Raw genomic sequence first — 26,817 nt, forward strand, 5'->3', positions numbered from 1 at the left:
TGTCATCCCTTCACCGCCCCCGCGCTGAACCCCGTGACGAGCCATTTCTGAATGAAGGCGAAGACGATCACGACGGGCAGCGCGGCCACGACACCACCGGCGGCGAGCGCGCCCAGGTCGACGGAGTCGGCGCCCATGAGCGTGGCGAGGCCGACCGGGATCGTCTGCTTGTCCTGGTTGGAGAGGAACATGAGGGCGAACAGGAAGTGGTTCCAGCTGTGCACGAAGGCGAAGGAACCGACCGCGATGATCCCCGGTCGCAGCAGGGGAAGCACGACGGCGCAGAAGGCGCGGAAGCGTCCGCAGCCGTCGACCCAGGCGGCCTCTTCGAGCGAGTACGGCACGTTCTTGATGAAGCCGCTGATGAGAATCATCGTGAGCGGCAGCTGGAAGACGGTCTCGGCGATCATGACGCTGCCGAGCGAGTTGATCAGCCGCAGGTTGGCGAAGATCTGGAACAGCGGGACCAGCATCAGGGCGCCCGGGATGAACTGCGAGCACAGCAGCGCGAGCATGAAGCCCTGCTTGATACGGAAGTTGAAGCGGGCGAGCGCGTAGCCGCCGGCCAGCGCCACGACCGTCGTCATCAGCATCGAGGCGAGACCGACGAGCAGGCTGTTCTGGAAGAACATCCCGAACGACCGCTCGTTCCACACCTTGTCGAAATGCTCGAAGGTGAGCGGCCACGGTACGAGGGACGTGGATCCGGTGGGCCGGAACGCGAACAGCAGCATCCAGTAGAAGGGGACGAGCGTGAAGAGGAGGTAGACGCCGAGCGGTACGTAGATTTGCCAGCGCGGAACGTCCTCCCAAGAAGGTCCCGACCGGCCCTTCTTGGAGGGGCGGAAGGCGGCGCGGTGCCGGCCGCCGGCCGTCGTGGCGGTGCTGGGCGTGGTCGTGATGGCGGTCAATTCGGCTTCCTTGACGGTCACTTGTCCTCGCCCCCGAACTTGCTCAGGCGGAGATAGATCATCGAGCAGAACAGGAGGATCACGAAGGCGATGGACGTCAGCGCGGACGCGTAGCCGAAGTCGTGGCTGTCGACGGCGATGGAGGCGATGCGCAGCGGCAGGGTGGTCGTCTCCCCCGCGGGCCCGCCGCCGGTGAGGGTGTAGAGCAGGTCGACGTTGTTGAACTCCCACACCGCGCGCAGCAGCGTGGACAGGATGATCGCGTCCTTGAGGTGCGGCAGTGTGATGTGGAAGAACTGGCGCAGCCGGCTCGCGCCGTCGACCTCGGCGGCCTCGTACAGATCCTTCGACACGGATTGCAGGTCGGCGAGGATGAGGATCGCGAAGAAGGGGACGCCGCGCCAGAGTTCGGCGGTGACGACGGCCGGGAAGACGGTCGCGGTGTCCGACAGCCAGGACGTGCCGTACGTACCGATGCCCATGTCGGCGAGGTAACGCGTGATGCCGGTCTGGGAGTTGTAGAGCAGCATCCAGACGGCGGACGTGAGCACGCCGGAGACGGCCCAGGGCGAGAAGACGAGGGCGCGGGCCATGCCGCGGCCGACGAAGGTCTGGTTGACGACGAGCGCGAGCCCGAGGCCGAGCAGCAGTTGCAGCACGACCTGGACGACGACCCACTGGAGGCTGAAGCCGAGCGTCCGCCAGAAGTCCGGGTCGTTGGTGAACGCGGTGACGAAGTTGTCGAGCCCCGCGAACCCGTTGCGCCACGGCTTGGTCGGGTTGAAGTGCTGCACGCTGTAGTAGAAGACGCTGATGACGGGATACGCGATGAAGCCCAGCATCAGCAGCCCGGCGGGCGCGATCAGCAGATACGGGAGCCTGCGCGGGGTGGCTGACTTACGGCGCCGGGGCGGCGACGCGCCCCCCGGTGCTTTGGCCACGGCTGCGGCTTGGGCCATGACGGGAACTCCGTTCTCGGTGGCTCAGGTCGGTGCTTCTTACTTCTGTACGGGGCCGTAGAAAGCGCTTGCACGTGGCACGTATCGAAGCGCTTCCTACGGATGGTGGTTCGGGGTGGTGCGGGCGGTGCGGGTGGTGCGAGGTGACGCGCGGTGACTCAGCTCGCGTACGGATCCGAGACCGTGCCGGGCCGCGCCAGGAAGGCGAAGTCGCAGCCGGTGTCGGCCTGGGTGATCTGCTCGTCGTAGAGCACGCCGTAGCCGCGCTGGTGACGCTCGACGGGCGGCACCCACTCGGCTCTCCGCCGCTCCAACTCCTCGTCACTGACGTCGAGTTGAAGCGACCGGGCGGCGACGTCGAGGGTGATGGCGTCCCCGCTGCGGACCAGCGCGAGTGGTCCGCCGACATGCGACTCGGGCGCGATGTGCAGGACGCACGCGCCGTAACTCGTGCCGCTCATCCGCGCGTCGGAGAGCCGCACCATGTCGCGCACGCCCTGCTTGAGCAGATGGTCGGGGATGGGCAGCATCCCGTACTCGGGCATGCCGGGCCCGCCCTTGGGTCCCGAGCCGCGCAGCACCAGGACGCTGTCGGCGGTGATGCCCAACTCCGGGTTGTTGATGGTGCGTTGCATGGTCTTGTAGTCGTCGAAGACGACTGCCGTGCCGGTGTGCTTGAGCAGTCCCGGCTCGGCGGCGATGTGCTTGATGACGGCGCCGTCGGGGCAGAGGTTGCCGCGCAGGACGGCGACGCCCCCCTCGGCCGCGACCGGGTTCGTGCGGGGGCGGATCACGTCGTCGTTGTGGACCTCGACGTTCTCGATCCTATCGCCGAACCGCCCGTTGACCGTGGTCCGTTCGAGGTGCAGCAGGTCGGCGATCCGGGAGTGGAACGCGGGCAGACCGCCGGCGAAGTAGAAGTCCTCCATCAGGTACGTCCGCCCGCCCGGCCGTACGTTCGCGAGCACGGGAACGGTGCGCGCGACGCGGTCGAAGTCGTCGAGCGTGAGCGGCACTCCGGCCCGCCCCGCCATGGCGATGAGGTGGATGACGGCGTTGGTGGAGCCGCCGAGCCCGAGCACCGTGGTGACGGCGTCCTCGAAGGCCTCGGGGGTGAGGATCCCGGACGGCTTGAGCCCTGTCCACGCGAGGTCGACGGCGCGGCGCCCGGAGGCGGCGGCCATCCGCTCGTGCGCGGAATCGACGGCCGGAATGGAGGAGGCGCCCGGCAGCGTCACGCCGAGGGCCTCGGCCGCCGCGGTCATGGTCGACGCGGTCCCCATGGTCATGCAGTGACCGGGCGACCTCGCCAACCCGCCCTGAAGTTCCCGCAGTTCGCAGTCGGTGAGGTTGCCCGCGCGGTGCTCGTCCCAGTACTTCCACATGTCGGTGCCGGAGCCGAGGGTCTCGCCGCGCCAGTGGCCCGGCAGCATCGGCCCGGCCGGCACGAAGATCGCCGGCACGTCGGCGGAGGTCGCGCCCATGAGCAGGGCGGGGGTCGACTTGTCGCAGCCGCCGAGCAGCACCGCCGCGTCGACCGGATAGGAGCGCAGCAACTCCTCGGTCTCCATGGCGAGCAGGTTGCGGTAGAGCATCGGGGTCGGCTTCTGGTACGTCTCCGAGAGCGTGGAGACGGGGAATTCGAGCGGGAATCCGCCGGCCTGCCACACGCCCCGCTTCACGGCCTCGGCGCGCTCGCGGAGGTGCACGTGGCAGGGGTTGATGTCGGACCAGGTGTTGAGGACGGCGATGACCGGGCGACCCTCGTACTCCTCGGCCTCGTAGCCGAGTTGACGCATCCGGGCGTTGTGCGACCAGGTGCGCAGTTGACCCTCGGTGCCGTACCACTGGTGGGATCGGAGCTGTTCGGGCGCGAGTCTCCGGTCGGGGGCGGTCATATGGACCACCCCGCGGCGATCTCGGCGACCTCGGCGCGCTCCGCCTCCGGGAGTTCCTTGCTCGGCGGGCGGACGTCGCGGCGGCACAGGCCGAGGGAGGCGAGGGCCTCCTTGACGACGGTGACGTTGTTGGCGGAGGCGTCGGCGCCGCGCAGTTCCTCGAAGCGGCGGATCTGCTCCCACACCTTCATGGCGGCGGTGTAGTCGCCCGATCGAAGCGCTTCGATCATGGACAGCGAGACGCTCGGCGCGACGTTCACGAGCCCCGAGGTGAAGCCGGTGGCGCCCGCGGAGAAGTAGGCGGGCGCGTACGGCTCGGCGAGCCCGGCCACCCAGACGAACCGGTCGAGGCCCGCGTCCCGGGCGAAGCCGGCGAAGCGCGCGGCGTCCGGCACCGCGTACTTCACGCCGATCACGTTCGGGCAGGCCGCGCCGAGCTCGGCGAGCCGGGCACCGGGGAGCGCCGCGTTCCTGAGGTACGGGACGACGCCGAGCTCGGGCACGGCCCGCGCGATCGTCCGGTGGTAGTCGACCCAGCCGACGTCGGACACGTAGGGGTGCACGGGCTGGTGGACCATCACCATGTGGGCGCCGTGCTCGCGGGCATGCCGGGCGGCCTCGATCGCGGTCGGCACGTCATGGCCGACGCCGACGAGGACGACGCCCCGCTCCCTCACCTCGTCGAGGGTCAACTCCGTGACGAGGCGGCGCTCTTCGGGTCCGAGGGCGTAGAACTCGCCGGTGTTCCCGTTCGGCGTGAGGGTGCGCACCCCGCTGTCGAGCAGGCGCCGCAGCAGGGCCCTGTACTGCCCCTCGGCGACGGATCCGTCCTCGGCGAACGGGGTCACCGGGATCGCGACCACATCGGCGAGCGCGGCGCGCTGCGTCTCGAACATGGCTGGTGTGACTCTCATGAGTGGTGCCCACCCTCTTCTTCCCGGTCCTCCCGCGCTTCGGGGAAGGCCCGCTCGACGAACGACGCGATGTGGTCCCGCAGCGCGCGCGAGGCCCCCTGGGCGTCACCGGCGAGGGCGAGCTCCAGGATCTCCCGGTGCTCGGCGGCCTCCCGGTCCCACGAGGGGTCGGCGGCCCACGCCACGGCGGACACCAGGGCGGCCTGGTCGCGGACCTCGTCGAGCATCCTGCCGAGCAGCGGGTTGCCGCACGGGAGGTAGAGGGCTCGATGGAACTCCCGGTTGGCGAGGGAGCGTTGGGCCGTGTCGCTCGCGGTGGCGGCGCTGTGCAGCGCGTCGCGGGCGGCGTCGAGGGAGGCACGGCGGCACACGGTGCGGCGCAGCGCCTCCGGTTCGAGCAGCAGCCGCACGTCGTAGACCTCGCGGGCCATGTCGGCGTCCACCATGCGCACCGTGACGCCCTTGTACTGGCTCATCACGACGAGCCCGGTTCCGGCGAGGGTCTTGAGCGCCTCGCGCACCGGAGTCTTGGAGACCCCGAACTGGGCGGCGACATCGGTCTCCACCAGGGCCTGACCGGGACGCAGCCGCCCCGTCAGGATGCGGTGCTTGATCTCCTCCAGGACGTACTGGGTACGGGAGGGGATCGGCGTGGGCACAGAGGTCATGCGGGCCTCTCGTATGGCGTATCGCGTCTCATATATGACGTACGAAGTACGACGCGTTGAAGCTAGAAGCGCCACCGGGTTTCGTCAACGCTTCCGACACAAAAAATCCACCCCGTGCGCGCCATCGACCCCTGCGAGGAGCGGTCGATGCCGCACCCTCACCTGGACGTAACTACATCATGTAGGTACATTGCCGTCATGAAGACCATGGGGCTGCGCGAGCTGAACCAGAATCCCTCCAAGGCCGTGGCGCTGGTGCGATCCGGCGTTCCCATACTGGTCACGGACCGCGGGAAGCCGGTACTGCGCATGGTGCCGGAGGCCGAGGCGCCCAGCGCCTTGCAGCGCATGCTGGATGCGGGCGATGCGCAGCCTCCCACCGAGCAGGGCATGCCCGACCTGATCCCCGACCTCGCACCCGACCTGCCGAGCCTGTCCGAGCTGCTGCACGCGGACCGCGACAGGGAGCGCCGCCGGTGATCTACCTCGACGCATGCGCACTGCTGAAGTTCATCAAGCCGGAGAAGGAGTCGAGCGCCTTGCGGGCCTGGCGCGAGAGCCTGCCCGACGGGACGGAACTGGTCGCGAGCGAGCTGGCGCGACTGGAGATCACACGCACCCTGCACCGCGCCGGCGTCGACCACCAGCGCGTTCCCTATTACGTGAACCAAGCCGTTCGCGGCCTCTACCTGATCGAACTCACGTCCACGGTGCTGAGCCGCGCGATCGCGTACCAGACCGCGCGCCTCGGCTCGCTCGACGCCATCCATCTCGCCAGCGCCGACCCGTTCCGCTCGGACCTGACCGCCTTCGTCACGTACGGCCTGGAGCTGACGAAGGCGGCCGAGGAGCTCGGGTTCCCGGTCACCGCTCCCTCAGAGTGAAGCCAGCGCCGCGCGTACCCGCTCCAGGTCCCCGTCCGACGCAAGACCCGCGTGGTACAGCCGCAGCTGCGTCGCGCCCAGGTCGCGTGCGGTCCGGGCGTCCTGCGCGAGGGTGTCCGGGCTGCCGCCCATGCCGCGTACGACGGTGAGGTTCGCGGCGACGGCACCCCCGCCCTGTTCCGCGAAGGGGCGCACCAGGCCCGCGCCGCCCGTGCAGGGCACGACGACGCCGTCGGCGACGGAGAGGATGTGCTCCGGGTCGACGCCGGCGTTGGCGCCGCAGTGGTACGAGACCGGGTCGGCGTGCAGCAGCACCTGGAAATCGGCCGGGGCCGCGGCCCGTACCGCCGCGACGGCCGCCTCCTGGAGGGTGCGGGCCGTGGTGTCGCGGTACGCGCGCGTGGCGGCGGCGGTCTCGGCGCCGAGCAGCTTCTCGACCGTCGCCCAGCCGTCGTCCGACGCCTTCCCCCGCCATACGGGGTCCAGGGCGGACCGGACGGACACCGCCAACTCCACCGGGTCCAGGCCGTGTTGGGCGTACCCCTCGCGGCAGGAGTCGCAGAAGCACAGCGACATCAGGTACTGCCCGGCTTCGCCGAGGCCGACGCCGCCGGTCTTGTCGTGGGCGTGCAGATGCGCGAGGCCGTACCAGCCGAGCGATTCGAGTTCCGTGCCGCGCGCGCCGGGGCGGGTCGCCGCCTCCGCCGCCAGGTCGACGAGGTACGCGCGCGTGGCGGGCTGCGCGATGCACGGCGCCCACGGGTAGCGGTCGCCGTAGGCGTTGACGACGGAGGTGTCCGGATGTTCGGCGCCCATCCGGGAGTTGTGGGCGAGCACGACCCACGTGTGGACGTCGAGCCCTGCGCCCGCGAGGGCCTCGGCGGCCTCCGCGTAGGCGTCGCCGGGGGCCCAGCCCCCGGCTTCGTAGGGCGTCAATTCCCGCCCCTGCCAGCGTTGTTGGTCGACCGGGTACAGCACCGCCGCGTGCTCCGCCGTCACGATACGGTGGCGCGGGTGGCGGGGCGTCAGCGCGCGCGTGGAGTGGTAGGCAGCGGCGAGGGTGACCTGCTGGACACCGAGGTCGGCGATGCGGCGGGCGGCGTCCGGGTCCCCGTTGACGTCCCAGGGGTAGACGAAGGTGGAGGTCCTCACGCGTCGGCTCCTTCCAGCAACTTGGCGCCCTGCTCGATGAGTTCGGCGAGCCGATCGATGTGCTCCGCGCGCGGCTCGTGCAGGGGCGGCCGCACCCCGCCGACGTCGAGCCCGCCGAGCCGGACCCCCGCCTTCACGAGGGAGACCGCGTACCCCCGGCCCTGGTCGCGGAGTTCGACGAGGGGCCGGTAGAAGCCGTCGACGAGCCGGTTCACCGTGCTGTCGTCGCCCGCGTTCAGCGCCTTGTGGAAGGCCTGCGCGAGCTCGGGCGCGAAGGCGAAGGCGGCGGAGGAGTAGAGCGTGACGCCGATGCCGCGGTAGGCGAGGCCGGTGAGTTCGGCCGTGGGCAGTCCGTTGAAGTACAGGAACTCCGCCGCCCCTGCCGTCCGTACGGCGCTCACGATCCGCTGCATCAGGTCCAGGTCGCCGAGCCCGTCCTTGAGTCCGAGCACCTTGGGGTGGTGGGAGAGCGCGACGACGGTCTCCGGGGTGAAGACCGCGTTGTCGCGCTGGTAGACGATGATGTCGAGGGAGGTCGCGTCGGCCAGCTCGGCGTAGTGCCGCAGCAGCCCCTCCTGTCCCGCCACGACGAGATAGGGCGGCATCGCCAACAGGCCGTCCGCGCCCGCCCGTTCGGCCGCACGCGCGTAGCGGACCGCGAGCGCGGTGCCGTATCCGGCGCCCGCGACGACGGGCACCCGGCCCGCCGCCGCCTCGACCGCGGCCGCGACGCAGTCCTCGTACTCCTCGGGCGTGAGGGCGTGGAACTCCCCCGTGCCGCAGCAGGCGAACACGGCGGCGGCCCCGGCCTCGACGCCGCGCCGGACATGGGTGCGGTAGGTGTCGAGGTCGACGGATCCGTCGGGCCCGTACGCGGTGACGGGGAAGAACAGCGGTCCCCGGGGGTCGCGGAGTCGGGCGGCGAGCGAGAGTGGCGTCACGGGCTCTCCCTGAGCTGATGCACGGCCATACGTGCACGGTTATGATTCGCGTTTATATTTCTGAACATCCACGGTAGGACGCCCCTTTGAGCGCGGTCAAGCGCCCGAACTCACCTCCCGTACAGCTCCCTTGACGGGTGGGACACCACTCCATAGCGTTTCCCTGCATCCACGAATGTGAACGACTTCATCGACAACGGCTCACAGACACGGAGATCACGCGCATGCCCCGCACCCTCCTGCTCACCGGCGCTGCCGGCGGACTCGGCACCCTGATGCGGGAGCTGCTGCCCCAGCACGGATACGAGCTCCGCCTGCTCGACGTGCGCCCGGTCGAGAACGCGCCCGACGCGATCATCGCCGACCTCAACGACACGGCCGCGCTGCGCGAGGCGGTGCGCGGCGTCGACGCCGTGCTGCACCTCGCCGGTATCAGCCTGGAGTCGACCTTCGAGAAGATCCTTGACTCGAACATCAAGGGCACGTACCACCTCTACGAGGCCGTACGCCAGGAGGCCGCGTCCCGCACGGACGGCACGGTCCCCCGCATCGTCTTCGCCTCCTCCAACCACGCGATCGGCTACACGCCGCGCCCGCGCGTGGAGGACGGCGCATCGCTGGTCCGTGTCGAGACGCTGCGCCGCCCCGACACGTACTACGGCCTGTCGAAGTCGTTCGGCGAGGACCTCGCCCAGTTCTACTGGGACGAGCACGGCATCGAGACCGTCTCCGTGCGCATCGGCTCCTGCTTCAGGGAGCCCACGGACGTCCGCATGATGTCGGTGTGGATGAGCCCGGCGGACGGCGCCCGCCTCTTCCACGCGGCCCTGAGCGCGGAGAAGGTCGGCCACACCGTCGTCTACGGCTCCTCCGACAACACCCGCGCCTGGTGGGACCTCTCGAGCGCCCGCGCCCTCGGCTACGAGCCGCAGGACGACTCGGAGACGTACGCGGAGCAGCTGCTCGCCGAGCACGGCCCGCTCAGCGACGACAATCCCGCGCACCGGTACATGGGCGGCCGCTTCGTCAACGACCCGCCGATCTGGCCGTACTGAGATCCGGCCGTACTGAGCACACGTTTTCCGTAGGACGCGGCGGCGGGCGGGCACCGAACGGGCCCGCCCGCCGCCTTGTTCGGGCATCCGCCCCGCCCGAACCCACATGATCCGCCGCTCCCCCGCAGGTCCGGGCCGGACCGCGCGCCCCGCGAAACGGGCACGAACGGGCGGCATCGGGCCCGCTAGGGGCCTGTTCACCTCGGCGTACCCCCGGTAAAACTTCCGGTGCGGGCCCTTCCGGGCCCGAACGGGCAGTGACGGGTACGGAGGTCGGCGGGCATGAGCGCGGAGGAACGACAGCGGGAGATCGTGCGGACGGCGCGGCACTCCGGCTCCGTCGACGTCACCGAGCTCGCGGCCGCGCTCGGTGTCGCGAAGGAGACCGTGCGCCGCGACCTGCGGGCGCTGGAGGACCACGGCCTGGTGCGGCGCACGCACGGCGGCGCGTATCCGGTGGAGAGCGCCGGGTTCGAGACGACGCTGGCGTTCCGCACGACGATGCACGTGCCGGAGAAGCGGCGGATCGCCGCGGCGGCCGCGGAGCTGCTCGGCGACGCCGAGACGGTCTTCGTCGACGAGGGCTTCACGCCGCAGCTGATCGCCGAGGCGCTGCCGCGCGACCGGCCGTTGACCGTCGTCACGGCCTCCCTCGCCACCGCCGGCGCACTCGCCGAGAACGACAACACGACCGTGCTGCTGCTCGGCGGCCGGGTCCGCGCGGGCACGCTCGCGACCGTGGACCACTGGACGTCGAAGATGCTCGCCGGGTTCGTCGTCGACCTCGCCTACATCGGCGCCAACGGCATCTCCCGCGAGCACGGCCTGACCACGCCCGACCCGGCCGTCAGCGAGGTCAAGTCGCAGGCGATCCGGGCGGCGCGGCGCACGGTTTTCGCCGGCGTGCACACCAAGTTCGGCGCGACCAGCTTCTGCCGCTTCGCTCCGGTGGGCGCCTTGGAAGCGATCGTCACCAGCACCCAGCTGCCCATGTCCGAGGCCCACCGCTACTCGCTGCTGGGGCCTCAGGTCATCCGCGTGTGAACACCCACAACCCCAGGAGCATCGATGCGAACCCAGAGCCGACGCCGGCCACCGGGCCCCCTGCTCGTGATGGCCGCCGCAGGGACGCTGCTCACCACCCCTCTCCTGACCGGCTGTTGGGCCGGCGCCGGCGGGCTCGGCAGTGGCGGTGACTCCCTCAACGTCCTGATGGTCAACAACCCGCAGATGGTCGAGCTGCAGAAACTCACGGCCAAGCACTTCACGAAGGAGACCGGCATCAAGGTGAACTTCACCGTGCTGCCGGAGAACGACGTCCGCGACAAGATCAGCCAGGACTTCGCCAACCAGGCGGGCCAGTACGACGTCGCGACCCTCTCCAACTACGAGATCCCGATCTACGCCCGCAACGGCTGGCTGCGCTCGCTCGGCCCCTACGTGAGCAAGGACAAGGGCTTCGACCAGAAGGACATCCTCGCCCCCATGCGCGAGTCGCTCACCGGCGACGACGGGAAGCTCTACGGCCAACCGTTCTACGGCGAGTCGTCCTTCCTGATGTACCGCAAGGACGTCTTCGCCAAGAAGGGCCTGAAGATGCCGGAGCACCCGACCTGGCAGCAGGTCGCGGACCTCTCGGCGAAGGCCGACGGCGCCGAGAAGGGCATGAAGGGCATCTGCCTGCGCGGGCTGCCGGGCTGGGGCGAGTCGATGGCGCCGCTGACCACGGTCGTGAACACCTTCGGCGGCACCTGGTTCGACAAGGACTGGAAGGCCCGCATCAACGACAAGGGCTTCAAGGACGCGACCAGGTTCTACGTCGATCTCGTACGCAAACACGGTGAGTCCGGCGCCGCCCAGGCCGGCTTCGCCGAGTGCCTCAACAACCTCACCCAGGGCAAGACCGCCATGTGGTATGACGCGACCTCCGCGGCGGGCTCGCTCGAAGCGGCCAAGTCGCCGGTCAAGGGCAAGATCGGCTATGTCTCCGCGCCCGTCGAGAAGACGAAGTCCAGCGGCTGGCTCTACACCTGGGCGTGGGGCCTGCAGAAGGCCTCCCCCAACCCGGACAAGGCCTGGAAGTTCATCTCCTGGGCGTCCGGCAAGGAGTACGAGAAGCTCGTCGGCGAGAACTTCGGCTGGGCCAACGTGCCCGCCGGCAAGCGCGCCTCCACGTACGACATCCCGCGGTACCGCGAGGAGGCGGCCCCCTTCCAGGCCCAGACGCGGGACGCCATCGAGAACGCGCGGCCGAGCGATCCGGGCGTGCAGCCGCGGCCCGCGCCCGGCATCCAGTTCGTCGGCATCCCCGAGTTCACCGACCTCGGCACCAAGGTCTCGCAGGAGATCAGCGCGGCCGTCGCCGGACGCCAGTCGGTCGATTCGGCCCTGGCCAAGTCCCAGAAGCTCGCCGCCGAGATCGCGAAGGAGTACGAGGGCCGATGACCACCACGACCGCCGCTCCCGCGACCAGCCCCACTCCCACACCGGTCGTCACGAACGCCCCGAGCAGGCTGCGCGCCTGGGCGACCCGCGCGCCGCTGCTCCCCGCCCTGGTCTTCATGGTCGTGGTCACCCAACTCCCGTTCGTGGCCACGCTCGTGATCTCGTTCTTCGACTGGAACGCGCTGTACCCGGACGCCCGCCACTTCACCGGGTTCGGCAACTACTCCGAGGTCCTCACCGACCCGGACCTGCGCAAGTCGGTCCTCACCACGATCGTCCTGACGGTGTCGGTGGTCGTCGCGAGCCTGGTGCTCGGCCTCGCCCTCGCGCTGCTGCTCGACCGCCGCTTCAAGGGTCGCGGCCTGGTCCGTACGCTGCTGATCGCGCCGTTCCTGATCGTCCCGGTCGCCGCGGCGCTGCTGTGGAAGCACGTCCTCTACAACCCCGAATACGGCCTGCTCAACGGGTTGTTGCACTACGTGGGCGGGCCACAGCCGGACTGGATCTCGAACACGCCGCTGCTCGCGGTGGAGCTCTCCCTGGTCTGGCAGTGGACGCCGTTCATGATGCTGATCCTGCTCGCGGGCCTTCAGTCCCGCTCCGCCGAACAGATCGAGGCCGCCCGCGTGGACGGCGCGGGGCCGTGGCAGATCTTCCGCCATCTCACGCTCCCGCACCTGCGCAGGTACCTGGAGCTGGGCGCGCTGCTCGGCTCGATCTACATCGTGCAGAACTTCGACGCCGTCTTCACCATCACGTCCGGCGGCCTCGGCACCGCCAACCTGCCGTACACCGTCTACCAGTCCTTCTACCAGGCCCACGAGAACGGTCTCGCCTCGGCGGCCGGCGTCCTGGTCGTCATCGGTTCGATCATCATCGCGACGTTCGCCCTGCGGGTCGTGTCGTCGCTGTTCCGCGAGGAGGTGTCACGCTGATGACGTTCTCAACCTTTCTGCGCGGCAAGGGACTTGGCCTGCTGGCCTGGCTGGCCGGCATCGTCTTCTTCCTGCCGATCGCCTGGATGGTCCTGACGTCCTTCCACTCGGAGTCGGACGCGGCCACCAACCCGCCCTCCTTCGCCGCCTCGCTCACCCTCGACGGCTACCGCGACTTCTTCGGCGCGGGCGGCGGCGCGAGCCCCTGGCCCGCGCTCATCAACTCGACGGTGGCCTCGCTCGTCGCGACGCTGCTCGTGCTGCTGCTCGCGCTCCCCGCGGCGTACGCGCTGTCGATCCGCCGGGTCCGCAAGTGGACCGACGTCCTGTTCTTCTTCCTCTCCACGAAGATGCTGCCGGTGGTGGCGGGCCTGCTGCCGATCTACCTCTTCGCGAAGAACACCGGCTTCCTCGACAACATCTGGCTCCTGGTCATCCTCTACACGTCGATGAACCTGCCGATCGCGGTGTGGATGATGCAGTCGTTCCTGGCCGAGGTGCCGGTCGCGGTGATCGAGGCCGCGCAGATCGACGGGGCGCGCCTTCCGACGGTCCTGACCCGGGTGGTCGCCCCGATCGCGCTGCCAGGCATCGCGGCGACGGCCCTGATCTGCTTCATCTTCTCCTGGAACGAACTCCTCTTCGCCCGGGTGCTGACCGGCGTCGTCGCCCAGACCGCACCCGTCTTCCTGACCGGCTTCATCACCAGCCAGGGCCTGTTCCTGGCGAAGGTGTGCGCCGCGTCCCTCGTGATCTCCCTGCCGGTACTCGCGGCAGGGTTCGCCGCCCAGGACAAGCTCGTCCAGGGCCTGTCCCTCGGCGCGGTGAAGTGAAATACCGGCTCAACTCCCGTATGTGCTCTGGAGGTTGTACATGAAGGCCGCGATCGTCGAATCGGTGGGCAAGGTCGTCGTCGGCGAGGTGCCGGACCCGACGCCCGGTCCCCGCGACGTGATCGTCGGGGTCGCGGCCTGCGGGCTCTGCGGCACCGATCTGCACATCCTGCAAGGCGAGTTCGCCCCTACGCTGCCGGTGGTCCCGGGCCACGAGTTCGCGGGCACGATCGTCGAAGTGGGCTCTCAGGTCACGGAGTTGAGGGTCGGCGACCGGGTGGCGGTGGACCCCTCCCTGCACTGCCACGAGTGCCGCTACTGCCGGGCCGGCCGGGGCAATCTGTGCGAGCGGTGGGCGGCGATCGGGGTGTCGACGGCGGGCGGGGCGGCCCAGTACGCCGTCGCGCCGGTCGCCAACTGCGTACCGCTGCCCGACCACGTACAGACCCAGGACGCGGCGCTCATCGAGCCGCTGTCCTGCGCGGTGCGCGGCTACGACGTCCTCCAGTCGCGGCTCGGCGCGCACGTCCTGATCTACGGCTCGGGCACGATGGGCCTGATGATGCTGGAGCTGGCCAAGCGGACCGGCGCGGCGAGCGTGGAGGTGGTGGACCTCAACCCGGACCGCCTCGAGACGGCCCGGCGCCTCGGCGTCTCGGGGTCCGCCGCGAACCCCGACGAACTCGACCGCCCCGCCGGCTGGGACGTCGTCATCGACGCGACCGGCAACGCGGCGGCGATCCAGGACGGCCTCGGCCGCGTCTCCAAGGCGGGCACGTTCCTCCAGTTCGGCGTGGCGGACTACGCGACGCGCGTGACGATCGACCCGTACCGCATCTACAACCAGGAGATCACCATCACCGGCTCGATGGCGGTCCTGCACAGCTACGAGCGGGCGGCGGAGCTCTTCGCGGGCGGCGTCCTCGACCCGTCCGTCTTCATCAGCGACCGGCTGCCGCTCGCCAACTACCCGCAGGCGCTCGACCAGTTCGCCTCGGGCGTGGGCCGGAAGATCGTCGTGGTGCCCTGACACACAGCAGTGCGGGCCCGCCTTCCCGGCGGGCCCGCACTGCTGTGTGCTGCGGTCAGTGGCGCGGCCCGCGACGGCCCCGACCCTCACCGGGCATGCCGTCGTCCTTCGGCTCGTCGAACTCGATCTTCTCCTTGCGGACGGTGTCGGAGACCTCCTTCGTCTCCGTGACCTTCTCGGTCTCAAGGCGGACGCGCTCGACCGGAACGGTCTCCTTCCGGACGACCGCACGCTCCGCGTGCAGCGTCACCTCGGTCTCGCCCTCGCCGATGGTGGCCTTCCCGCCGTCGCCCTCACGGATCGGTTCGCGCACGACGCGGACCTCTTCGTGGGACACGGGCACCGACGTGGTGACGTTCTCCGTCTCCACGGTCTTGCGCAGGTGCGCGTGGCCGACTTCCTGCTCCTCGACGCCCACACGCAGGCGCTCCTCGGAGCGGATCATCTCGTCGGCCTTGCGGTCGCCGTCCGCGCCGGCTCCGGAGCGCATGGCAGGTTCCCGTGCGCCGGCACCCGCGTGCCGCCCGGCGTCCGAACGTGCGCCGGCTCCGGCGCCCATGGCACCGGCCGCGCCCGCGGCACCCGCCGTGCCGGCCGTGCCCGCCGCCCCCATCCGCCCCGTGTCGGCCTGGGCCGGTCGCTGGGGCTGGGTGTCGGCCGCGCCCGTCGAGGGGCGCGTCATGCCGTAGTGCGTGTACAGCTCGCTCTTCTCGGACTCGTCGAGGTGCTGGTCGGCGTCGACCCGCGGCGCGTCCTTGACCGCTTCCTTGGTGTACCGCACGTTGAGCCGCTCGCTGTCGTGCGTGGCACCCCTGAGCGGCACGAAGGTCTCCTTCATGCCGAAGAGGCCCGTCTTGACCGTCACCCAGTCGGCGTTGCCTGTCCTGTCATCGAGGTAGACCCGCTCGACGCTGCCGATCTTCTCCCCAGTGCGGTCATAGGCGGTGAGCCCCACAAGGGCATCGGGGTTGTTGATCTCGCTCTGCGTCATGCGTGATCACTCCCTTCGGGACATGGAGGCGGCTGGTGGCCGCCGCTTGGGCCATGTGCCTCAGGTCCATCGCGCGCCGTACCGGGAAAGTTCGCAACAAGGGGCTTCACTCGGTGTAGCCGTTACGCCTGGTGAACGGGCCGTTTCGGCCCCATGGAGGGGCACGGGGCACGGCCCGGCCGGATACGCCGAGTGCCGCCATCCGAGTGAACAGTTGCTGTTCACAACCGTCGCCGCGTCCCTACAGCGCCTTCGCCGCGGGCTTCACCATTCCGCGCACCGTCCGTGACTTCACGAACTCGCCGATCGCCGTCATCTCCCACTCGCCGGAGAACTGCTTGATCAGCTTCGCCATCATCACGCCCGTCTGCGCCTCGGCGTTCGTGAGGTCGAAGCGGACCAGCTCCTCGTCCGTCGCCGCGTCGACGAGGCGGCAGTACGCCTTGGCGACCTCGGTGAACTTCTGTCCCGTGAACGAGTTCACCGTGAAGACCAGGCCCGTGACCTCCTGCGGGATGCGGCCCAGGTCCACGACGATCACCTCGTCGTCACCACCGCCCTCGCCCGTGAGGTTGTCGCCGGAGTGCTTGATCGCGCCGCCCACGATCGAGAGCTTGCCGAAGTAGCAGCTGTCGACGTGGTTGCGCTGCGGCCCGTACGCGATGACCGACGCGTCCAGGTCGATGTCCTTGCCGCGGTAGGCGGGCTCCCAGCCGAGGCCCATCTTGATCTGCGAGAGCAGCGGCTTGCCGCCCTTGACCAGGGACACCGTCTGGTTCTTCTGGAGGGAGACGCGGCCCTTGTCGAGGTTGATCTTCCCGGAGCCGGGCGCCGGGGCAGACGCGGGCGCGGCCGCGGCAGGCGCGGCGACCGGCGGGGGCGGGGCCGTCCGCGGGTCCACCGGCGGCGTCGTCGGCGCGGGCATCGCGGCCACCGGCGGGGCGGGCGCGGCCTGCGGGGCCGGGGCGGCGGCGGGTGCCGCGGGGGCCGCCGGCTCCTCCACCGACACGCCGAAGTCCGTGGCGATACCCGCCAGACCGTTCGCATACCCCTGGCCCACCGCGCGCGCCTTCCACGCGCCGTTCCTCAGGTACACCTCCATGACCACCAGCGCCGTCTCCGCACCGAGCTGCGGCGGGGTGAACGTGGCGAGGACCGAGCCGTCGTCCGCGCCGCGGATCGTGGCCGTCGGCTCGACGCCCTGGAACGACTGGCCCGCGGCGTCCGGGCTCGCGGTGACGACGATCTTCTCGATGCCCGGCGGCACGGCGGACGTGTCCACCGTGATGGAGTCCGGCGCGGTGCCGCCCCCCGACGTGTACGTCACACCGGGCCCCGAGGGCTGGTTGTAGAAGATGAAGTCGTCGTCCGAGCGCACCTTGCCGTCGGCGGTGAGCAGCAGGCCCGATACGTCGAGCCGCACGGGCGCCGTGACGTCAACCGCCACGCGCTGCACGGTGAGCGGGATGTTCGAGCCGGGAGTCATTGCGGTCATGCCTGGGGTAACGACCGACCCCGCTTTACCGTTCCCTTACCCGGCGATTTTGCGGGGGACTTTTCTCGGCCCCGCACGCCTGCGGCGCGTAGCTGCGACGCCGGGCGGTTAATTTGCGAGAGTGCCCGACGTGAACATGCACAAAGGCCACCGAACCGGACCGGCGGGTGAAGACCCCCACCTGGACGACCCGATCACCGCCGAAGGGGTCGCCGACGCCGGTGACCTCGGGTACAGCAAGAGCCTCAAGCCCCGCCACATCAGCATGATCGCGATCGGTGGGGCGATCGGCACGGGGCTCTTCCTCGGTGCGGGCGGCAACCTCGCGAAGGCGGGACCCGCCCTCGCGTTCGCCTACGCGATCTGCGGCATGTTCGCCTTCTTCGTGGTGCGGGCGCTGGGCGAACTGGTCGTCCACCGGCCGTCCTCCGGCTCCTTCGTCAGCTACGCGCGCGAATTCCTCGGCGAGCGGGGCGCGTTCGTGGCCGGCTGGATGTACGTACTGAACTGGTCATCGGCCGGGATGGCCGACATCACCGCCGTCGCCCTGTACGTGCACTACTGGTCGATGTTCACGACGATCCCGCAGTGGGCGCTGGCCGCGGTCGCCCTCGCGATCGTGCTGACCATCAACCTCATCTCCGTGAAGAGCTTCGGTGAGATGGAGTTCTGGTTCGCCATCGTGAAGGTGGCGGCCCTGGTGCTGTTCCTGCTGATCGGGATCTTCTTCCTGGTGACAGGGAAGCCGGTGGACGGGACCTACGACCCGGGTGTCTCGCTCATCAGCGACAACGGCGGATTCTTCCCGCTGGGCGTGCTGCCGGTCGTCCTCATCACCCAGACCGTGGTCTTCGCGTACGCGGCGGTCGAGATGGTCGGCGTGACGGCCGGCGAGACCGCGGAGCCGGAGAAGGTCGTGCCGAAGGCCGTGAACTCGATCATGTGGCGTGTCGGCATCTTCTACGTCGGCTCGGTCGTGATGCTGACACTGCTGCTGCCCTGGACGGCGTACTCGGCGAACGAGAGCCCGTTCGTGACGGTCCTGTCGAAGATCGGGGTGCCGTCGGCGGGCGGGATCATGAACCTGGTGGTGCTGACCGCCGCCATGTCCTCGCTCAACTCGGGGCTCTACACCACGGGCCGCATCCTGCGCTCGATGTCGATGGCGGGCTCGGCCCCGTCCTTCACGGCCCGGATGAGCGGCAGCCATGTCCCGTACGGCGGGATCCTGCTGACGGCGACGGTGGCGATGTTCGGGGTCGCGCTCAACGCGTGGCTGCCGGACGACGCGTTCGCCATCGTCACGAACGTCTCCTCGCTCGGCGTCATCTCCACCTGGGTCATGATCATGCTCTGTCACCTGGTGTTCGTGCGGCGGGCGCGGGAGGGCGTCGTGCACCGGCCCGCGTTCCGGCTGTGGGCCTCGCCGTGGATCGAGCTGACCACGATCGCGTTCCTGCTCGCCGTGATCGTGATGATGTGGTTCGACAAGGACGGTGCGGGCCGCAACACGGTGCTGATGCTGATCCCGATCGCGGTGTGCCTGACGATCGGCTGGTACGCGGTGCGGGGGCGGGTCCACCGGATCGCCGCGGAACGCGAGGCGCCGCCGGTGGACCCGCTCCAGTGACTCCCGTTATTTCTGGCGCTTCCAGGGGCCCTTGATCGCCAGCATGATGCCGGGGTTCTGGATGTTCGCGTAGAGGGTCGAGCCGTCGGGCGAGAACGTCACGCCCGTCATCTCGCTGTACTCCGGCTCCGCCGCGGTCCCGATGTTCAGGTCGTTGCGCGCGATCGGGTACGTACGGCCCCGCTCGGTCGCCCCGAACAGGTGCTGGATGCCCTCGCCGTCCTCGGAGATGACCAGACCGCCGTACGGGGAGACGGTGATGTTGTCCGGGCCGTCGAGGGCGCCGTCCTTCGACGGGTCCGGGTTCACGCCGAGCAGCACCTTCAGCGTCAGCGTGCGGCGCTTGGGGTCGTAGAACCAGACCTGGCCGTCGTGCGCGACGGGGCTCTCCTCGCGGGCGAACGAGGAGACGACGTAGGCGCCGCCGTCACCCCACCACATGCCCTCGAGCTTGCGGGCGCGGGTGATCTCGCCGTCCTTGAACTGCTTGCGCGTGGAGACCGACTTGGCGTCGCGGTCGGGGACGTCGACCCAGTCCACGCCGTACGTCGTGCCGATCTTCGTGGCGCGGGACAGGTCGTCGACGAAGCGGCCGCCCGAGTCGAAGCACCGGGTCGCCTGCAGCACGCCCGCGTCGTCGGCGAGGGTGCGCAGCTTGCCGCGGCCGTGCTCGAAGCCCTTCGGCGGAACCCAGCGGTAGAGCAGGCCGTTGGGGCCCGAGGCGTCCTCGGTGAGATAGGCGTGGCCGCGCTTGGGGTCGATGACGACGGCCTCGTGCGCGTAGCGGCCGAAGGCCTTGATGGGCTTCGGGGACCTGTTGGCGAATGGGGTCTCCCCTGCTCGAACGGAGTTGAGAGCTTGGGGATGGTCGACCGGGTCGACCTCGAAGACGTAGCCGTGGTCCTTGGTGAAGCCGTACTTGCCGGCCTTGTCCTCGGTCTCCTCGCAGGTCAGCCAGGTGTTCCACGGGGTGTGCCCGCCCGCGCAGTTGGTGGCCGTGCCGGCGATGCCGACCCACTCGGCGACCTCGCCGCCCCTGCGGACCTCCACGACGGTGCAGCCGCCGGCCGCCATCGGGTCGTAGACGAGGCCCTCGGTCAGCGGCACCGGGTGCGGCCAGTCGGCACGGGCGCCCGCCAGCTCATGGTTGTTGACGAGCAGCGTGGCGCCGCGCGGGCCCGCGAAGGTGGCGGTGCCGTCGTGGTTGGAGGGCGTGAACTCACCGGACTCCAGCTTGGTCTTCCCGCAGTACGTGATGACCGTGTACGAGAAGCCCTCGGGCAGCGCGAGGATGCCGTCGGGGTCGTCGATCAGCGGACCGTAGCCGACTCCCCCGCCCTTGCCCTTGTCCTTGCCCTTGAGTACGTCGACGCCCCCGTCGTCGGTGGCCGCGAGGGCGTTCGGCGCGGTGGCCAGGGAGCCGACGGACCCGGCGAGCGCGATGCCCGCGCCGGTGGCCGCGGATCGTCTGGTGAAGTCCCTGCGAGTGAGCGACATGGTGGCTGTCTCCCGTGGTGATCGATGAGAGTGAACGGGCCCTGTTTTCGGCCATACGTTCTCGCTCGCGTATAAACGGCGGTTGAACACCGTCCGACGTCGAGGGGCCCACTGCCGTGACATCCGTGAATTCCGTGAATCTTCCGCCCTCCGGCCGCCGGGTCCTCGTCTCCGGGGCCTCGCGGGGCCTCGGCCGGGCGCTCGCCCGCGCCTTCGCGACGAACGGCGACCGGGTGGCGGTGCACTACGGCTCGCGGGAGGACGAGGCGCGGGCCACGCTCGACTCGCTCACGGGTGACGGGCACGTCCTCGTCGGCGGCGACATCTCCGACCCCGAGGGCGCGCAGTCCGTCGCCGAGCGGGCGGCGGACGGCCTCGGCGGCCTCGACGTCCTGGTCAACAACGCGGCCGTGAACCTGCCGCATCCGCCGGCCACCACCTCGTACGAGGAGTGGGCCCGGCTGTGGCAGAGCCACGTCTCCGTCAATCTGCTCGGCACCGCGAACCTCAGCCACCTCGCCGCGCGGCGCATGATCGGGCAGGGCACGGCGGGCCGGATCGTCAACATCGGCTCGCGCGGCGCCTTCAAGGGCGAGCCCGACCACCCGGCGTACGGGGCGACGAAGGCGGCCGTGCACGCGCTCGGCCAGTCCCTCGCGGTGGCGCTCGCGCCGCACGGGATCGGGGTGGCGTCGGTGGCGCCCGGCTTCATCGAGACGGAGCGGGTGGCGCACCGGCTGACCGACGAGGTGCGCGCGCAGAGCCCGTTCGGCCGCGTGGCGTCGGCCGAGGAGATCGCCGATGCCGTCCTGTGGCTCGCCTCACCGGCCGCGCAGTGGGCCTCCGGCACCGTCCTCGACCTGAACGGCGCCTCGTACCTGCGTACGTGACGTCTCCGTATTTCGCGCGGTACACCTTGACCGGTCTGCCGTGCGGCAATAGACAGGCGGCAGAAGACAGTTCGGAGGTGCGGGCCGTGGACGTACGCCAGGCACGCGCCCTCCATGAGAGCCGGCTGATGAGGCTGGCCAATGTCACCGGAGTCGGGACCGGGAAGGACGAACACTCGGGCGAGGACGTCATCGTCGTCTTCGTGACCCGCAAAGTGCCCCGCGACCGGCTCCGTGCGGAGGACGTCGTCCCCGAAGCGCTCGACGGGGTACCGGTGCGTGTGCTCGCGATCGGCGACGTGCACGCCCAAAACGACGAGCGGTGAGGGGTCCCCCGCACTTCAGCGGCAAGTCAGGGGAATAGAGGTGGTCTGGCGTGCGCCAGCCCGAATTGATGCGCGGACCCGCCGGAGGGCAGCTCAGCGACAGCTCCCGGCAGCAAGCGACCAGTGATTTCCTGCGGCGCGAGGCGCCCCTTGCCAATGTGGTCGGCTTCGGCCACGGCGTGAAATGGTCGAACGGCGAGCCGACGGGCGAGGAGGCCGTCCTCGTCTTCGTGACCCAGAAAGTACCCGAATCCCTGCTGCCGGAACGGGATGTGATTCCGCGTCAGATGGACGACGGCACCCCGACCGACATCGTGGCCGTCGGCCATATCTCCGCCCACCGCCGGCAGAGCCGCCCCTCCGGAGCCCGCTCCGAAGAGGTCACGTACGGCCCCGACGGCGGTATCGCCCAGCAGTTCTCCGGCCACGGCCAGCCACTGCTCGAAGAGCTCGGCGGGCTCCAGGGCTTCGAGCCGCAGCAGCTCGTACGCCGGATGCGCCCTTGCCCCTCCGGCTTCTCGGTCGGCAACGTCGCCATCACCGCGGGCACCCTCGGCAGCGTGGTCTACGACTTCCTGCCGGGCGCCACGGTGGACCCGCCGGGGCCTGGCCTCGGCACCCCGGCGAAGTTCTACATCCTCTCCAACAACCACGTCCTCGCCGACTCCAACCGGGCCCAGCTGGGCAGCGCCATCGTGCAGCCCGGCCGGTTCGACGGCGGCACGGACCCCGCGGACCGCATCGCCACGCTGTCCCGCTTCATCACCATCCAGTTCGCCCCGCAGACGCCGCTCGACCGGCAGAACAACGTGGTCGACTGCGCGCTCGCCGAGGTCCAGTTCCAGGACGCCACGCGGGACCAGTACTTCAGCGGACCGCCGCGCGCCTGGCGCCGCAAGGCGAACGTCGCGGTCGGCGACCTGGTGAAGAAGACGGGCCGTACGACGAACGTGTCCTTCGGCCGGATCGTCTCGGTCGACGCCACTATCGACGTCAACTACGGCACGGCGGGCACGGCCCGCTTCAAGGACCAGATCCTCACCACCAACATGTCCGCGGGCGGGGACTCCGGTTCGCTCGTGACGTCCTACGACAACGTGGCGGTCGGCCTGCTCTTCGCCGGGTCGACGACGGTCACGGTCGAGAACCACATCGAGAACGTGCGCACCCTGCTGCGCGTCGAGATCGCTGAGCAACTGGCATAGGAGGTGACGGAAACGCCATGACCACTCAGGCACGCAAGGGCAAGAACCAGAGCCGCTCGGAACACCGCTTCCACAACCCGCAGGGTGCGGAGGTCAAGACCCGCGACGAGGCGTTCGCCACGCAGCGCGAGGTGTCGGCGGAGGCGCTGACGGTCGACTGCAAGCTGGAGTTGAACAACGGTTCGGTCACCTTCGCCATCACCGCGAAGATAAACCCGAACACGCACCCGTTCGTGGTGACCGGCGGCCAGATCACGTCGGGCATCTGCGGAGCCCCGTGGGACATCACGGGCGGCTTCATCGGCGACACCATCCGCCTGGACGCGAAACGGTCGGGCCAGGGTTCGTGCGCCTCCACGATCACGCTGATAGGCGAATTCCAGAACCCACCGTCCTACCGCGGCACATACGGCTTCGACGGCGCGTCCTCATCCTTCAAACACACGACGCGGTATCTCTGCTAGTCCCGCGCGCACCATCAGCGGCGGCTGAGTAGATCAAGTCTCGGCGGCGAGGCGCACCATTCGTGCCTCCTCGCCGCCGAGGCGCACATTCATGCCTCTTCGGCGGCGAATGCGCACAAATCAAGCCCCGCCGGCGATTGAGGCGCGGGGTCCGGGGCAGAGCCCCGCGACCGCAACCACGGCGCCGCGCACCCTCAACTCCCGCCGGCGGACCGCGCCTTGAACGCCGCCTTCCGCGCCTCCTTCGCCACCTTCTTATCGGGATGCAACCGCCCCATCGCCTCCAACACATCCGCGGTAGCGGGATGTTCCACCCGCCACGCCGCCGCGAAAAACCCCCCGTGCTGCGCCGCAAGCCCCTCCACCAACGCCTGCAACTCCTCCGAGTTCCCCTCGATGGAAAGCTGCGCGGCGATCGTGTCGACGGTCAACCAGAACACCAGGTCCTGCGACGGCGCCGGTACATCCGCAAACCCGTGCTCGGCCAGCCACACCCGCGCAAGCCCCCCAAGCTCCGCATCGTCGAGCACCTCACGCAGCGCCGGCTCCGCCTCCCCACCGACCAACGAAAGCGCCTGCTGGCACCGCAGTCGCCGCAGCGGCGCCCACTCGTCGCCGCCACGCGCCGCACCCAACAACTCCCGCGCCGCGGCCAGCGGTTCGCGCCGCGCGAGCCACTGCTCGATCTCGACCTGCGCGGCGGCCTCGGGGAACCCGGTGGTGCCGTCGAGCAGCGCGTCGGCACCCTTGTCGGCGAGGTCGCCGACGGCCGGCGCGTCCAGTCCCGCGTCGAGCATCCGGGCCCGGACCCCGTACAGGCCGAGCGGGGTGAGCCGCACCATCCCGTAGCGGGAGACGTCGGAGTCGTCGACCGGCTCGGCGACCGGCTCGTCGGCGTCGGCCATGAGCGCCTCGTCGACCGGCTGGAACTCCACCAGGCCGATCGGGTCGAGCATCCGGAACTGGTCGTCGAGCCGCATCATCGCGTCGGACACCTGCTCCAGCACGTCGTCCGTCGGCTGGCCCATGTCGTCGGGCACGATCATCGACGCGGCGAGCGCGGGCAGCGGCACGGCCTCCTCGCCCGCTCCGCCCTCGCTGACGGTCAGCAGGTAGAGGTTGCCGAGCACGCCCTCCAGGAACTCGGACTCCGCCTCGGGGTCCCAGTCGAGCTGCGAGAAGTCGATGTCGCCGCCCTCCTCGATGGCGCCGACCAGGTCGTCGAGGTCGGGCACGCTCGCGTCGGCGAGCACGGTGTCGAGCGCGCCCAGCCACACCGTGAGCACGTCGGAGGGGCCGCCGGAGGTGAGCGTGCCGAGCTCCTCGCCGACCGTGACGGTGCCCTCTTCCTCGTCGACGACCTCCACGAGGCCCGTGTCGACGGCGATGCGCCAGGCCTCGCTCGCGTACGCGGCACTGTCGGCCTCGTCGATGGTCTCGGTGAGCCCCAGCTCGGCCGCGGCGGCGGGCAGCTGCTCCTCGACGAGTTCACCGCCCGCGCCGACCCGGGTCTCGGGACCGGCCCAGCGGGCGAGCTTCACCGCGCGGGACAGCAGGGGGGTGGCAAGGGCGTCCCGCGCCAGCTCCGCTTCGGCGGGCAGCCGCACCGGCGGCAGGGGGGAGCTGTCTGACATCGGCTGGTTCTCCTAGGGGGACGTGCAGGGGGCCTACGTTGCGTTGCGACCGCCCAGCCTAGACGGATTTACACCCATGCTGCCGGGTTCACGGACCGGTCGGCTTCTCCTCATGTCCCCGACATCCCCGAAACCTTGACAACTCGTGGGCGCAGGACGGAAATTGACGCGCGTAGAAGGCGTCGCACGCCTCTCCCGACTAGGAGTCGAACATGAAGCCGAGCAAGTACGTGCTGTCCCGGTCGCGCCTCGCCGCGCTGTCCGTCGCCTGCGCGGCGGTGTCCGGCACCCTCGCCACGCTCCCCGCCCACCCGGCCGCGGCCGCCGACGTCGCCATCCACGACATCCAGGGCGCCACCCGCATATCCCCGCTCGCCGGACAGCAGGTCACCGGCGTGACGGGGGTGGTGACGGGCGTCAGAACGTACGGCTCGTCCCGCGGCTTCTGGTTCCAGGACACCGAGCCGGACGCCGACCCGGCCACCAGCGAGGGCGTCTTCGTCTTCACGAGTTCCACTCCCACCGTGCGGGTCGGGGACTCCGTCACCGTCTCCGCGACGGTCTCCGAGTACGTGCCCGGCGGCGCCTCGTCCGGCAACCAGTCGCTCACCGAGCTGACGAAGCCGACCGTGACCGTGAACTCCTCGGGCAACCGGGTGCCGGTCACCACGATCAGCGACAAGTCGGTCCCGCGCGCGTACGCGCCACAGGGCGACCCGGCGGCGAAAGGCTCGGTCAACAAGCTGCCCCTGCACCCGCGCGCGTACGCCCTCGACTACTACGAGTCGCTCGAGGGCCAGAACGTGCGCGTCGGCTCCTCGCGGGTCGTCACCGCGTCCGACGCGTACGGCGAGCTGTGGGTCACCGTGAAGCCGCACGAGAACCGCACGAAGCACGGCGGCACCCGCTACGGCTCGTACGCGGACCAGAACGGCGGGCGCCTGCAGATCCAGTCGCTCGGCGCGCTCGCGGACTTCCCCGCGGCCGACGTCGGTGACGTCCTGTCCGGCGCCACCGAGGGCCCGCTCGACTTCAACCAGTACGGTGGATACACGCTGGTGGCACGGGAGTTGGGGGTCATGAAGCAGTCCGCACTTCAGCCCGAGACGACCCGCGCGCAGAAGCCGGGCGAGCTGGCCGTGGCGACGTACAACGTGGAGAACCTCGACCCGTCCGACGCCACCTTCGACGCGCACGCCGCCGCGATCGTCGACCGTCTGCGCTCGCCCGACATCGTGTCCCTGGAGGAGATCCAGGACAACAACGGCGCGAAGAACGACGGGACGGTCGCCGCGGACGCGACGATGCGCAAGCTGATCGACGCGATCGCCGCCGCGGGCGGCCCCCGCTACGACTGGCGTTCGGTCGACCCGGAGAACAACAAGGACGGTGGCGAGCCGGGCGGCAACATCCGCCAGGTCTTCCTGTTCAACCCGGACCGCGTGTCCTTCACCGGCCGCCCTGGCGGCGACGCCACCACACCCGTGGGCGTGACCAGCGAGAACGGCCGGGCGGCGCTCACCGCGTCACCCGGCCGCGTGGCGCCCGGAGACGCCGCGTGGGCGAACAGCCGCAAGCCGCTGGCCGGCGAGTTCACGTTCCGCGGCAAGCCGGTCTTCGTGATCGCCAACCACTTCGCGTCCAAGGGCGGCGACCAGGGCCTGACCTCCCAGTACCAGCCGCCCGCGCGCTCCTCGGAGACGCAGCGGCACGCACAGGCGACGGTGGTGAACACCTTCGCCAACGACATCCTGAAGGCGCAGCCGGACGCGGACGTGATCGCACTCGGCGACATCAACGACTTCGAGTTCTCCGGCACGGCCCAGCGCCTGGAGGCCGGCGGCGCGCTCTGGTCGGCGATCAAGTCCCTGCCGAAGCACGAGCGTTATACGTATGACTACCAGGGCAACAGCCAGGTCCTCGACCAGATCCTGATCAGTCCGTCGATCAGGGCCAAGGACGCGTTCGCGTACGACAGCGTGCACATCAACAGCGAGTTCCACGACCAGATCAGCGATCACGACCCGCAGGTACTGCGCTTCCGTCCCTAGAACCGCCCG

Annotated in this window: 25 protein-coding genes; 14 read left to right on the plus strand and 11 right to left on the minus strand. The window is 70.0% G+C overall.

The annotated features are described in order from the left end of the window. Positions 1–2 precede the first annotated feature (2 nt). From ACWD2L_RS12595 to ACWD2L_RS12615, 5 genes are all read right to left on the minus strand, one after another. On the minus strand, positions 3–932 hold the full coding sequence (locus tag ACWD2L_RS12595) for a carbohydrate ABC transporter permease (protein WP_451189470.1): 930 nt from the start codon (positions 930–932) through the stop codon (positions 3–5). Further along, positions 929–1,870, minus strand: coding sequence for a carbohydrate ABC transporter permease (locus tag ACWD2L_RS12600; RefSeq protein WP_266720981.1), 942 nt, complete (start codon positions 1,868–1,870; stop codon positions 929–931). The genes ACWD2L_RS12595 and ACWD2L_RS12600 overlap by 4 nt, the downstream gene beginning before the upstream one ends. A gap of 158 nt (positions 1,871–2,028) precedes the next feature. Further along, on the minus strand, positions 2,029–3,768 hold the full coding sequence (gene araD, locus ACWD2L_RS12605) for an L-arabinonate dehydratase (RefSeq protein ID WP_351343337.1): 1,740 nt from the start codon (positions 3,766–3,768) through the stop codon (positions 2,029–2,031). After that, entirely contained in the window at positions 3,765–4,682 is a 918-nt protein-coding gene (locus tag ACWD2L_RS12610) for a dihydrodipicolinate synthase family protein (RefSeq protein ID WP_351343339.1), read from the minus strand. Before ACWD2L_RS12610 ends, araD begins: the two co-directional genes overlap by 4 nt. Beyond that, on the minus strand, positions 4,679–5,350 hold the full coding sequence (locus ACWD2L_RS12615; protein WP_351343341.1) for a GntR family transcriptional regulator: 672 nt from the start codon (positions 5,348–5,350) through the stop codon (positions 4,679–4,681). The genes ACWD2L_RS12610 and ACWD2L_RS12615 overlap by 4 nt, the downstream gene beginning before the upstream one ends. A gap of 198 nt (positions 5,351–5,548) precedes the next feature. Between ACWD2L_RS12615 and ACWD2L_RS12620 the strand changes: the two genes are divergently transcribed. Further along, positions 5,549–5,830: a type II toxin-antitoxin system Phd/YefM family antitoxin gene (locus tag ACWD2L_RS12620; RefSeq protein WP_351343343.1), complete on the plus strand. Its 282-nt coding sequence runs from the start codon at positions 5,549–5,551 to the stop codon at positions 5,828–5,830. Beyond that, a complete protein-coding gene (locus ACWD2L_RS12625; RefSeq protein WP_351343345.1) occupies positions 5,827–6,234 on the plus strand; it encodes a type II toxin-antitoxin system VapC family toxin in 408 nt (135 codons plus the stop codon). Before ACWD2L_RS12620 ends, ACWD2L_RS12625 begins: the two co-directional genes overlap by 4 nt. On the opposite strand, the gene ACWD2L_RS12630 is transcribed toward ACWD2L_RS12625, so the two are convergent. After that, entirely contained in the window at positions 6,226–7,386 is a 1,161-nt protein-coding gene (locus ACWD2L_RS12630; protein WP_351343347.1) for a hypothetical protein, read from the minus strand. The genes ACWD2L_RS12625 and ACWD2L_RS12630 overlap by 9 nt on opposite strands. Next, complete coding sequence (locus ACWD2L_RS12635) at positions 7,383–8,327, minus strand: 5-dehydro-4-deoxyglucarate dehydratase (RefSeq protein WP_351343349.1); 945 nt, start codon at positions 8,325–8,327, stop codon at positions 7,383–7,385. Before ACWD2L_RS12635 ends, ACWD2L_RS12630 begins: the two co-directional genes overlap by 4 nt. 224 nt (positions 8,328–8,551) lie before the next feature. On the opposite strand from ACWD2L_RS12635, the gene ACWD2L_RS12640 reads away from it, so the two are divergent. The 6 genes from ACWD2L_RS12640 (at position 8,552) to ACWD2L_RS12665 (ending at position 14,625) form a co-directional block, all read left to right on the plus strand. After that, complete coding sequence (locus ACWD2L_RS12640; RefSeq protein ID WP_351343351.1) at positions 8,552–9,382, plus strand: NAD-dependent epimerase/dehydratase family protein; 831 nt, start codon at positions 8,552–8,554, stop codon at positions 9,380–9,382. A gap of 282 nt (positions 9,383–9,664) precedes the next feature. Then, positions 9,665–10,426, plus strand: a complete 762-nt coding sequence (locus ACWD2L_RS12645; RefSeq protein ID WP_351345807.1) for a DeoR/GlpR family DNA-binding transcription regulator — start codon at positions 9,665–9,667, stop codon at positions 10,424–10,426. 24 nt (positions 10,427–10,450) lie between these two features. Then, on the plus strand, positions 10,451–11,827 hold the full coding sequence (locus ACWD2L_RS12650) for an ABC transporter substrate-binding protein (protein ID WP_351345804.1): 1,377 nt from the start codon (positions 10,451–10,453) through the stop codon (positions 11,825–11,827). Continuing rightward, positions 11,824–12,762, plus strand: a complete 939-nt coding sequence (locus ACWD2L_RS12655; protein WP_351345802.1) for a carbohydrate ABC transporter permease — start codon at positions 11,824–11,826, stop codon at positions 12,760–12,762. The genes ACWD2L_RS12650 and ACWD2L_RS12655 overlap by 4 nt, the downstream gene beginning before the upstream one ends. Next, positions 12,762–13,595: a carbohydrate ABC transporter permease gene (locus ACWD2L_RS12660; protein ID WP_351345799.1), complete on the plus strand. Its 834-nt coding sequence runs from the start codon at positions 12,762–12,764 to the stop codon at positions 13,593–13,595. Before ACWD2L_RS12655 ends, ACWD2L_RS12660 begins: the two co-directional genes overlap by 1 nt. 40 nt (positions 13,596–13,635) lie before the next feature. Further along, positions 13,636–14,625 (plus strand): zinc-dependent alcohol dehydrogenase family protein, encoded by a 990-nt coding sequence (locus tag ACWD2L_RS12665; protein WP_351345796.1) that lies wholly within the window; start codon positions 13,636–13,638, stop codon positions 14,623–14,625. Between the two features lie 55 nt (positions 14,626–14,680). On the opposite strand, the gene ACWD2L_RS12670 is transcribed toward ACWD2L_RS12665, so the two are convergent. Next, positions 14,681–15,616, minus strand: coding sequence for a PRC and DUF2382 domain-containing protein (locus ACWD2L_RS12670; protein WP_351343518.1), 936 nt, complete (start codon positions 15,614–15,616; stop codon positions 14,681–14,683). A 241-nt stretch (positions 15,617–15,857) separates the two neighbouring features. Then, positions 15,858–17,102 (minus strand): TerD family protein, encoded by a 1,245-nt coding sequence (locus tag ACWD2L_RS12675; protein ID WP_351343527.1) that lies wholly within the window; start codon positions 17,100–17,102, stop codon positions 15,858–15,860. A gap of 145 nt (positions 17,103–17,247) precedes the next feature. Between ACWD2L_RS12675 and ACWD2L_RS12680 the strand changes: the two genes are divergently transcribed. Beyond that, positions 17,248–18,741, plus strand: coding sequence for an amino acid permease (locus ACWD2L_RS12680; RefSeq protein ID WP_351343524.1), 1,494 nt, complete (start codon positions 17,248–17,250; stop codon positions 18,739–18,741). A 6-nt stretch (positions 18,742–18,747) separates the two neighbouring features. Here the strand turns inward: ACWD2L_RS12680 and ACWD2L_RS12685 are convergent, their stop codons facing one another. After that, complete coding sequence (locus ACWD2L_RS12685; RefSeq protein WP_351343516.1) at positions 18,748–20,238, minus strand: alkaline phosphatase PhoX; 1,491 nt, start codon at positions 20,236–20,238, stop codon at positions 18,748–18,750. Between the two features lie 134 nt (positions 20,239–20,372). On the opposite strand from ACWD2L_RS12685, the gene ACWD2L_RS12690 reads away from it, so the two are divergent. From ACWD2L_RS12690 to ACWD2L_RS12705, 4 genes are all read left to right on the plus strand, one after another. Next, on the plus strand, positions 20,373–21,128 hold the full coding sequence (locus ACWD2L_RS12690; RefSeq protein ID WP_351343521.1) for an SDR family NAD(P)-dependent oxidoreductase: 756 nt from the start codon (positions 20,373–20,375) through the stop codon (positions 21,126–21,128). 86 nt (positions 21,129–21,214) lie between these two features. Further along, on the plus strand, positions 21,215–21,454 hold the full coding sequence (locus ACWD2L_RS12695; protein WP_351343513.1) for a hypothetical protein: 240 nt from the start codon (positions 21,215–21,217) through the stop codon (positions 21,452–21,454). A gap of 50 nt (positions 21,455–21,504) precedes the next feature. Next, positions 21,505–22,659 carry a chymotrypsin family serine protease gene (locus ACWD2L_RS12700; protein ID WP_351343510.1) on the plus strand — a complete coding sequence of 385 codons (1,155 nt, stop codon included), beginning with the start codon at positions 21,505–21,507 and terminating at the stop codon, positions 22,657–22,659. A 17-nt stretch (positions 22,660–22,676) separates the two neighbouring features. After that, complete coding sequence (locus ACWD2L_RS12705; protein WP_351343507.1) at positions 22,677–23,123, plus strand: hypothetical protein; 447 nt, start codon at positions 22,677–22,679, stop codon at positions 23,121–23,123. Between the two features lie 194 nt (positions 23,124–23,317). Here ACWD2L_RS12705 and ACWD2L_RS12710 read toward each other — a convergent pair whose 3' ends face one another. Beyond that, complete coding sequence (locus ACWD2L_RS12710) at positions 23,318–24,757, minus strand: hypothetical protein (protein ID WP_351343504.1); 1,440 nt, start codon at positions 24,755–24,757, stop codon at positions 23,318–23,320. Between the two features lie 212 nt (positions 24,758–24,969). Here ACWD2L_RS12710 and ACWD2L_RS12715 point away from each other — a divergent pair, with 212 nt between their 5' ends. Next, complete coding sequence (locus tag ACWD2L_RS12715; protein WP_351343501.1) at positions 24,970–26,808, plus strand: endonuclease/exonuclease/phosphatase family protein; 1,839 nt, start codon at positions 24,970–24,972, stop codon at positions 26,806–26,808. Positions 26,809–26,817 lie beyond the last annotated feature (9 nt).

It is taken from the genome of Streptomyces sp. NPDC002754 (assembly GCF_053592315.1).

Excerpts from the sequence above, each read along its gene's own strand:
- ACWD2L_RS12600 (WP_266720981.1), bottom strand. The coding sequence starts at position 1,870 with ATGGCCCAAGCCGCAGCCGTGGCCAAAGCACCGGGGGGCGCGTCGCCG.
- araD (WP_351343337.1), bottom strand. The coding sequence starts at position 3,768 with ATGACCGCCCCCGACCGGAGACTCGCGCCCGAACAGCTCCGATCCCAC.
- ACWD2L_RS12610 (WP_351343339.1), bottom strand. The coding sequence starts at position 4,682 with ATGAGAGTCACACCAGCCATGTTCGAGACGCAGCGCGCCGCGCTCGCC.
- ACWD2L_RS12615 (WP_351343341.1), bottom strand. The coding sequence starts at position 5,350 with ATGACCTCTGTGCCCACGCCGATCCCCTCCCGTACCCAGTACGTCCTG.
- ACWD2L_RS12620 (WP_351343343.1), top strand. The coding sequence starts at position 5,549 with ATGAAGACCATGGGGCTGCGCGAGCTGAACCAGAATCCCTCCAAGGCC.
- ACWD2L_RS12640 (WP_351343351.1), top strand. The coding sequence starts at position 8,552 with ATGCCCCGCACCCTCCTGCTCACCGGCGCTGCCGGCGGACTCGGCACC.
- ACWD2L_RS12645 (WP_351345807.1), top strand. The coding sequence starts at position 9,665 with ATGAGCGCGGAGGAACGACAGCGGGAGATCGTGCGGACGGCGCGGCAC.
- ACWD2L_RS12650 (WP_351345804.1), top strand. The coding sequence starts at position 10,451 with ATGCGAACCCAGAGCCGACGCCGGCCACCGGGCCCCCTGCTCGTGATG.
- ACWD2L_RS12655 (WP_351345802.1), top strand. The coding sequence starts at position 11,824 with ATGACCACCACGACCGCCGCTCCCGCGACCAGCCCCACTCCCACACCG.
- ACWD2L_RS12660 (WP_351345799.1), top strand. The coding sequence starts at position 12,762 with ATGACGTTCTCAACCTTTCTGCGCGGCAAGGGACTTGGCCTGCTGGCC.
- ACWD2L_RS12665 (WP_351345796.1), top strand. The coding sequence starts at position 13,636 with ATGAAGGCCGCGATCGTCGAATCGGTGGGCAAGGTCGTCGTCGGCGAG.
- ACWD2L_RS12670 (WP_351343518.1), bottom strand. The coding sequence starts at position 15,616 with ATGACGCAGAGCGAGATCAACAACCCCGATGCCCTTGTGGGGCTCACC.
- ACWD2L_RS12675 (WP_351343527.1), bottom strand. The coding sequence starts at position 17,102 with ATGACTCCCGGCTCGAACATCCCGCTCACCGTGCAGCGCGTGGCGGTT.
- ACWD2L_RS12680 (WP_351343524.1), top strand. The coding sequence starts at position 17,248 with ATGCACAAAGGCCACCGAACCGGACCGGCGGGTGAAGACCCCCACCTG.
- ACWD2L_RS12685 (WP_351343516.1), bottom strand. The coding sequence starts at position 20,238 with ATGTCGCTCACTCGCAGGGACTTCACCAGACGATCCGCGGCCACCGGC.
- ACWD2L_RS12705 (WP_351343507.1), top strand. The coding sequence starts at position 22,677 with ATGACCACTCAGGCACGCAAGGGCAAGAACCAGAGCCGCTCGGAACAC.
- ACWD2L_RS12710 (WP_351343504.1), bottom strand. The coding sequence starts at position 24,757 with ATGTCAGACAGCTCCCCCCTGCCGCCGGTGCGGCTGCCCGCCGAAGCG.
- ACWD2L_RS12715 (WP_351343501.1), top strand. The coding sequence starts at position 24,970 with ATGAAGCCGAGCAAGTACGTGCTGTCCCGGTCGCGCCTCGCCGCGCTG.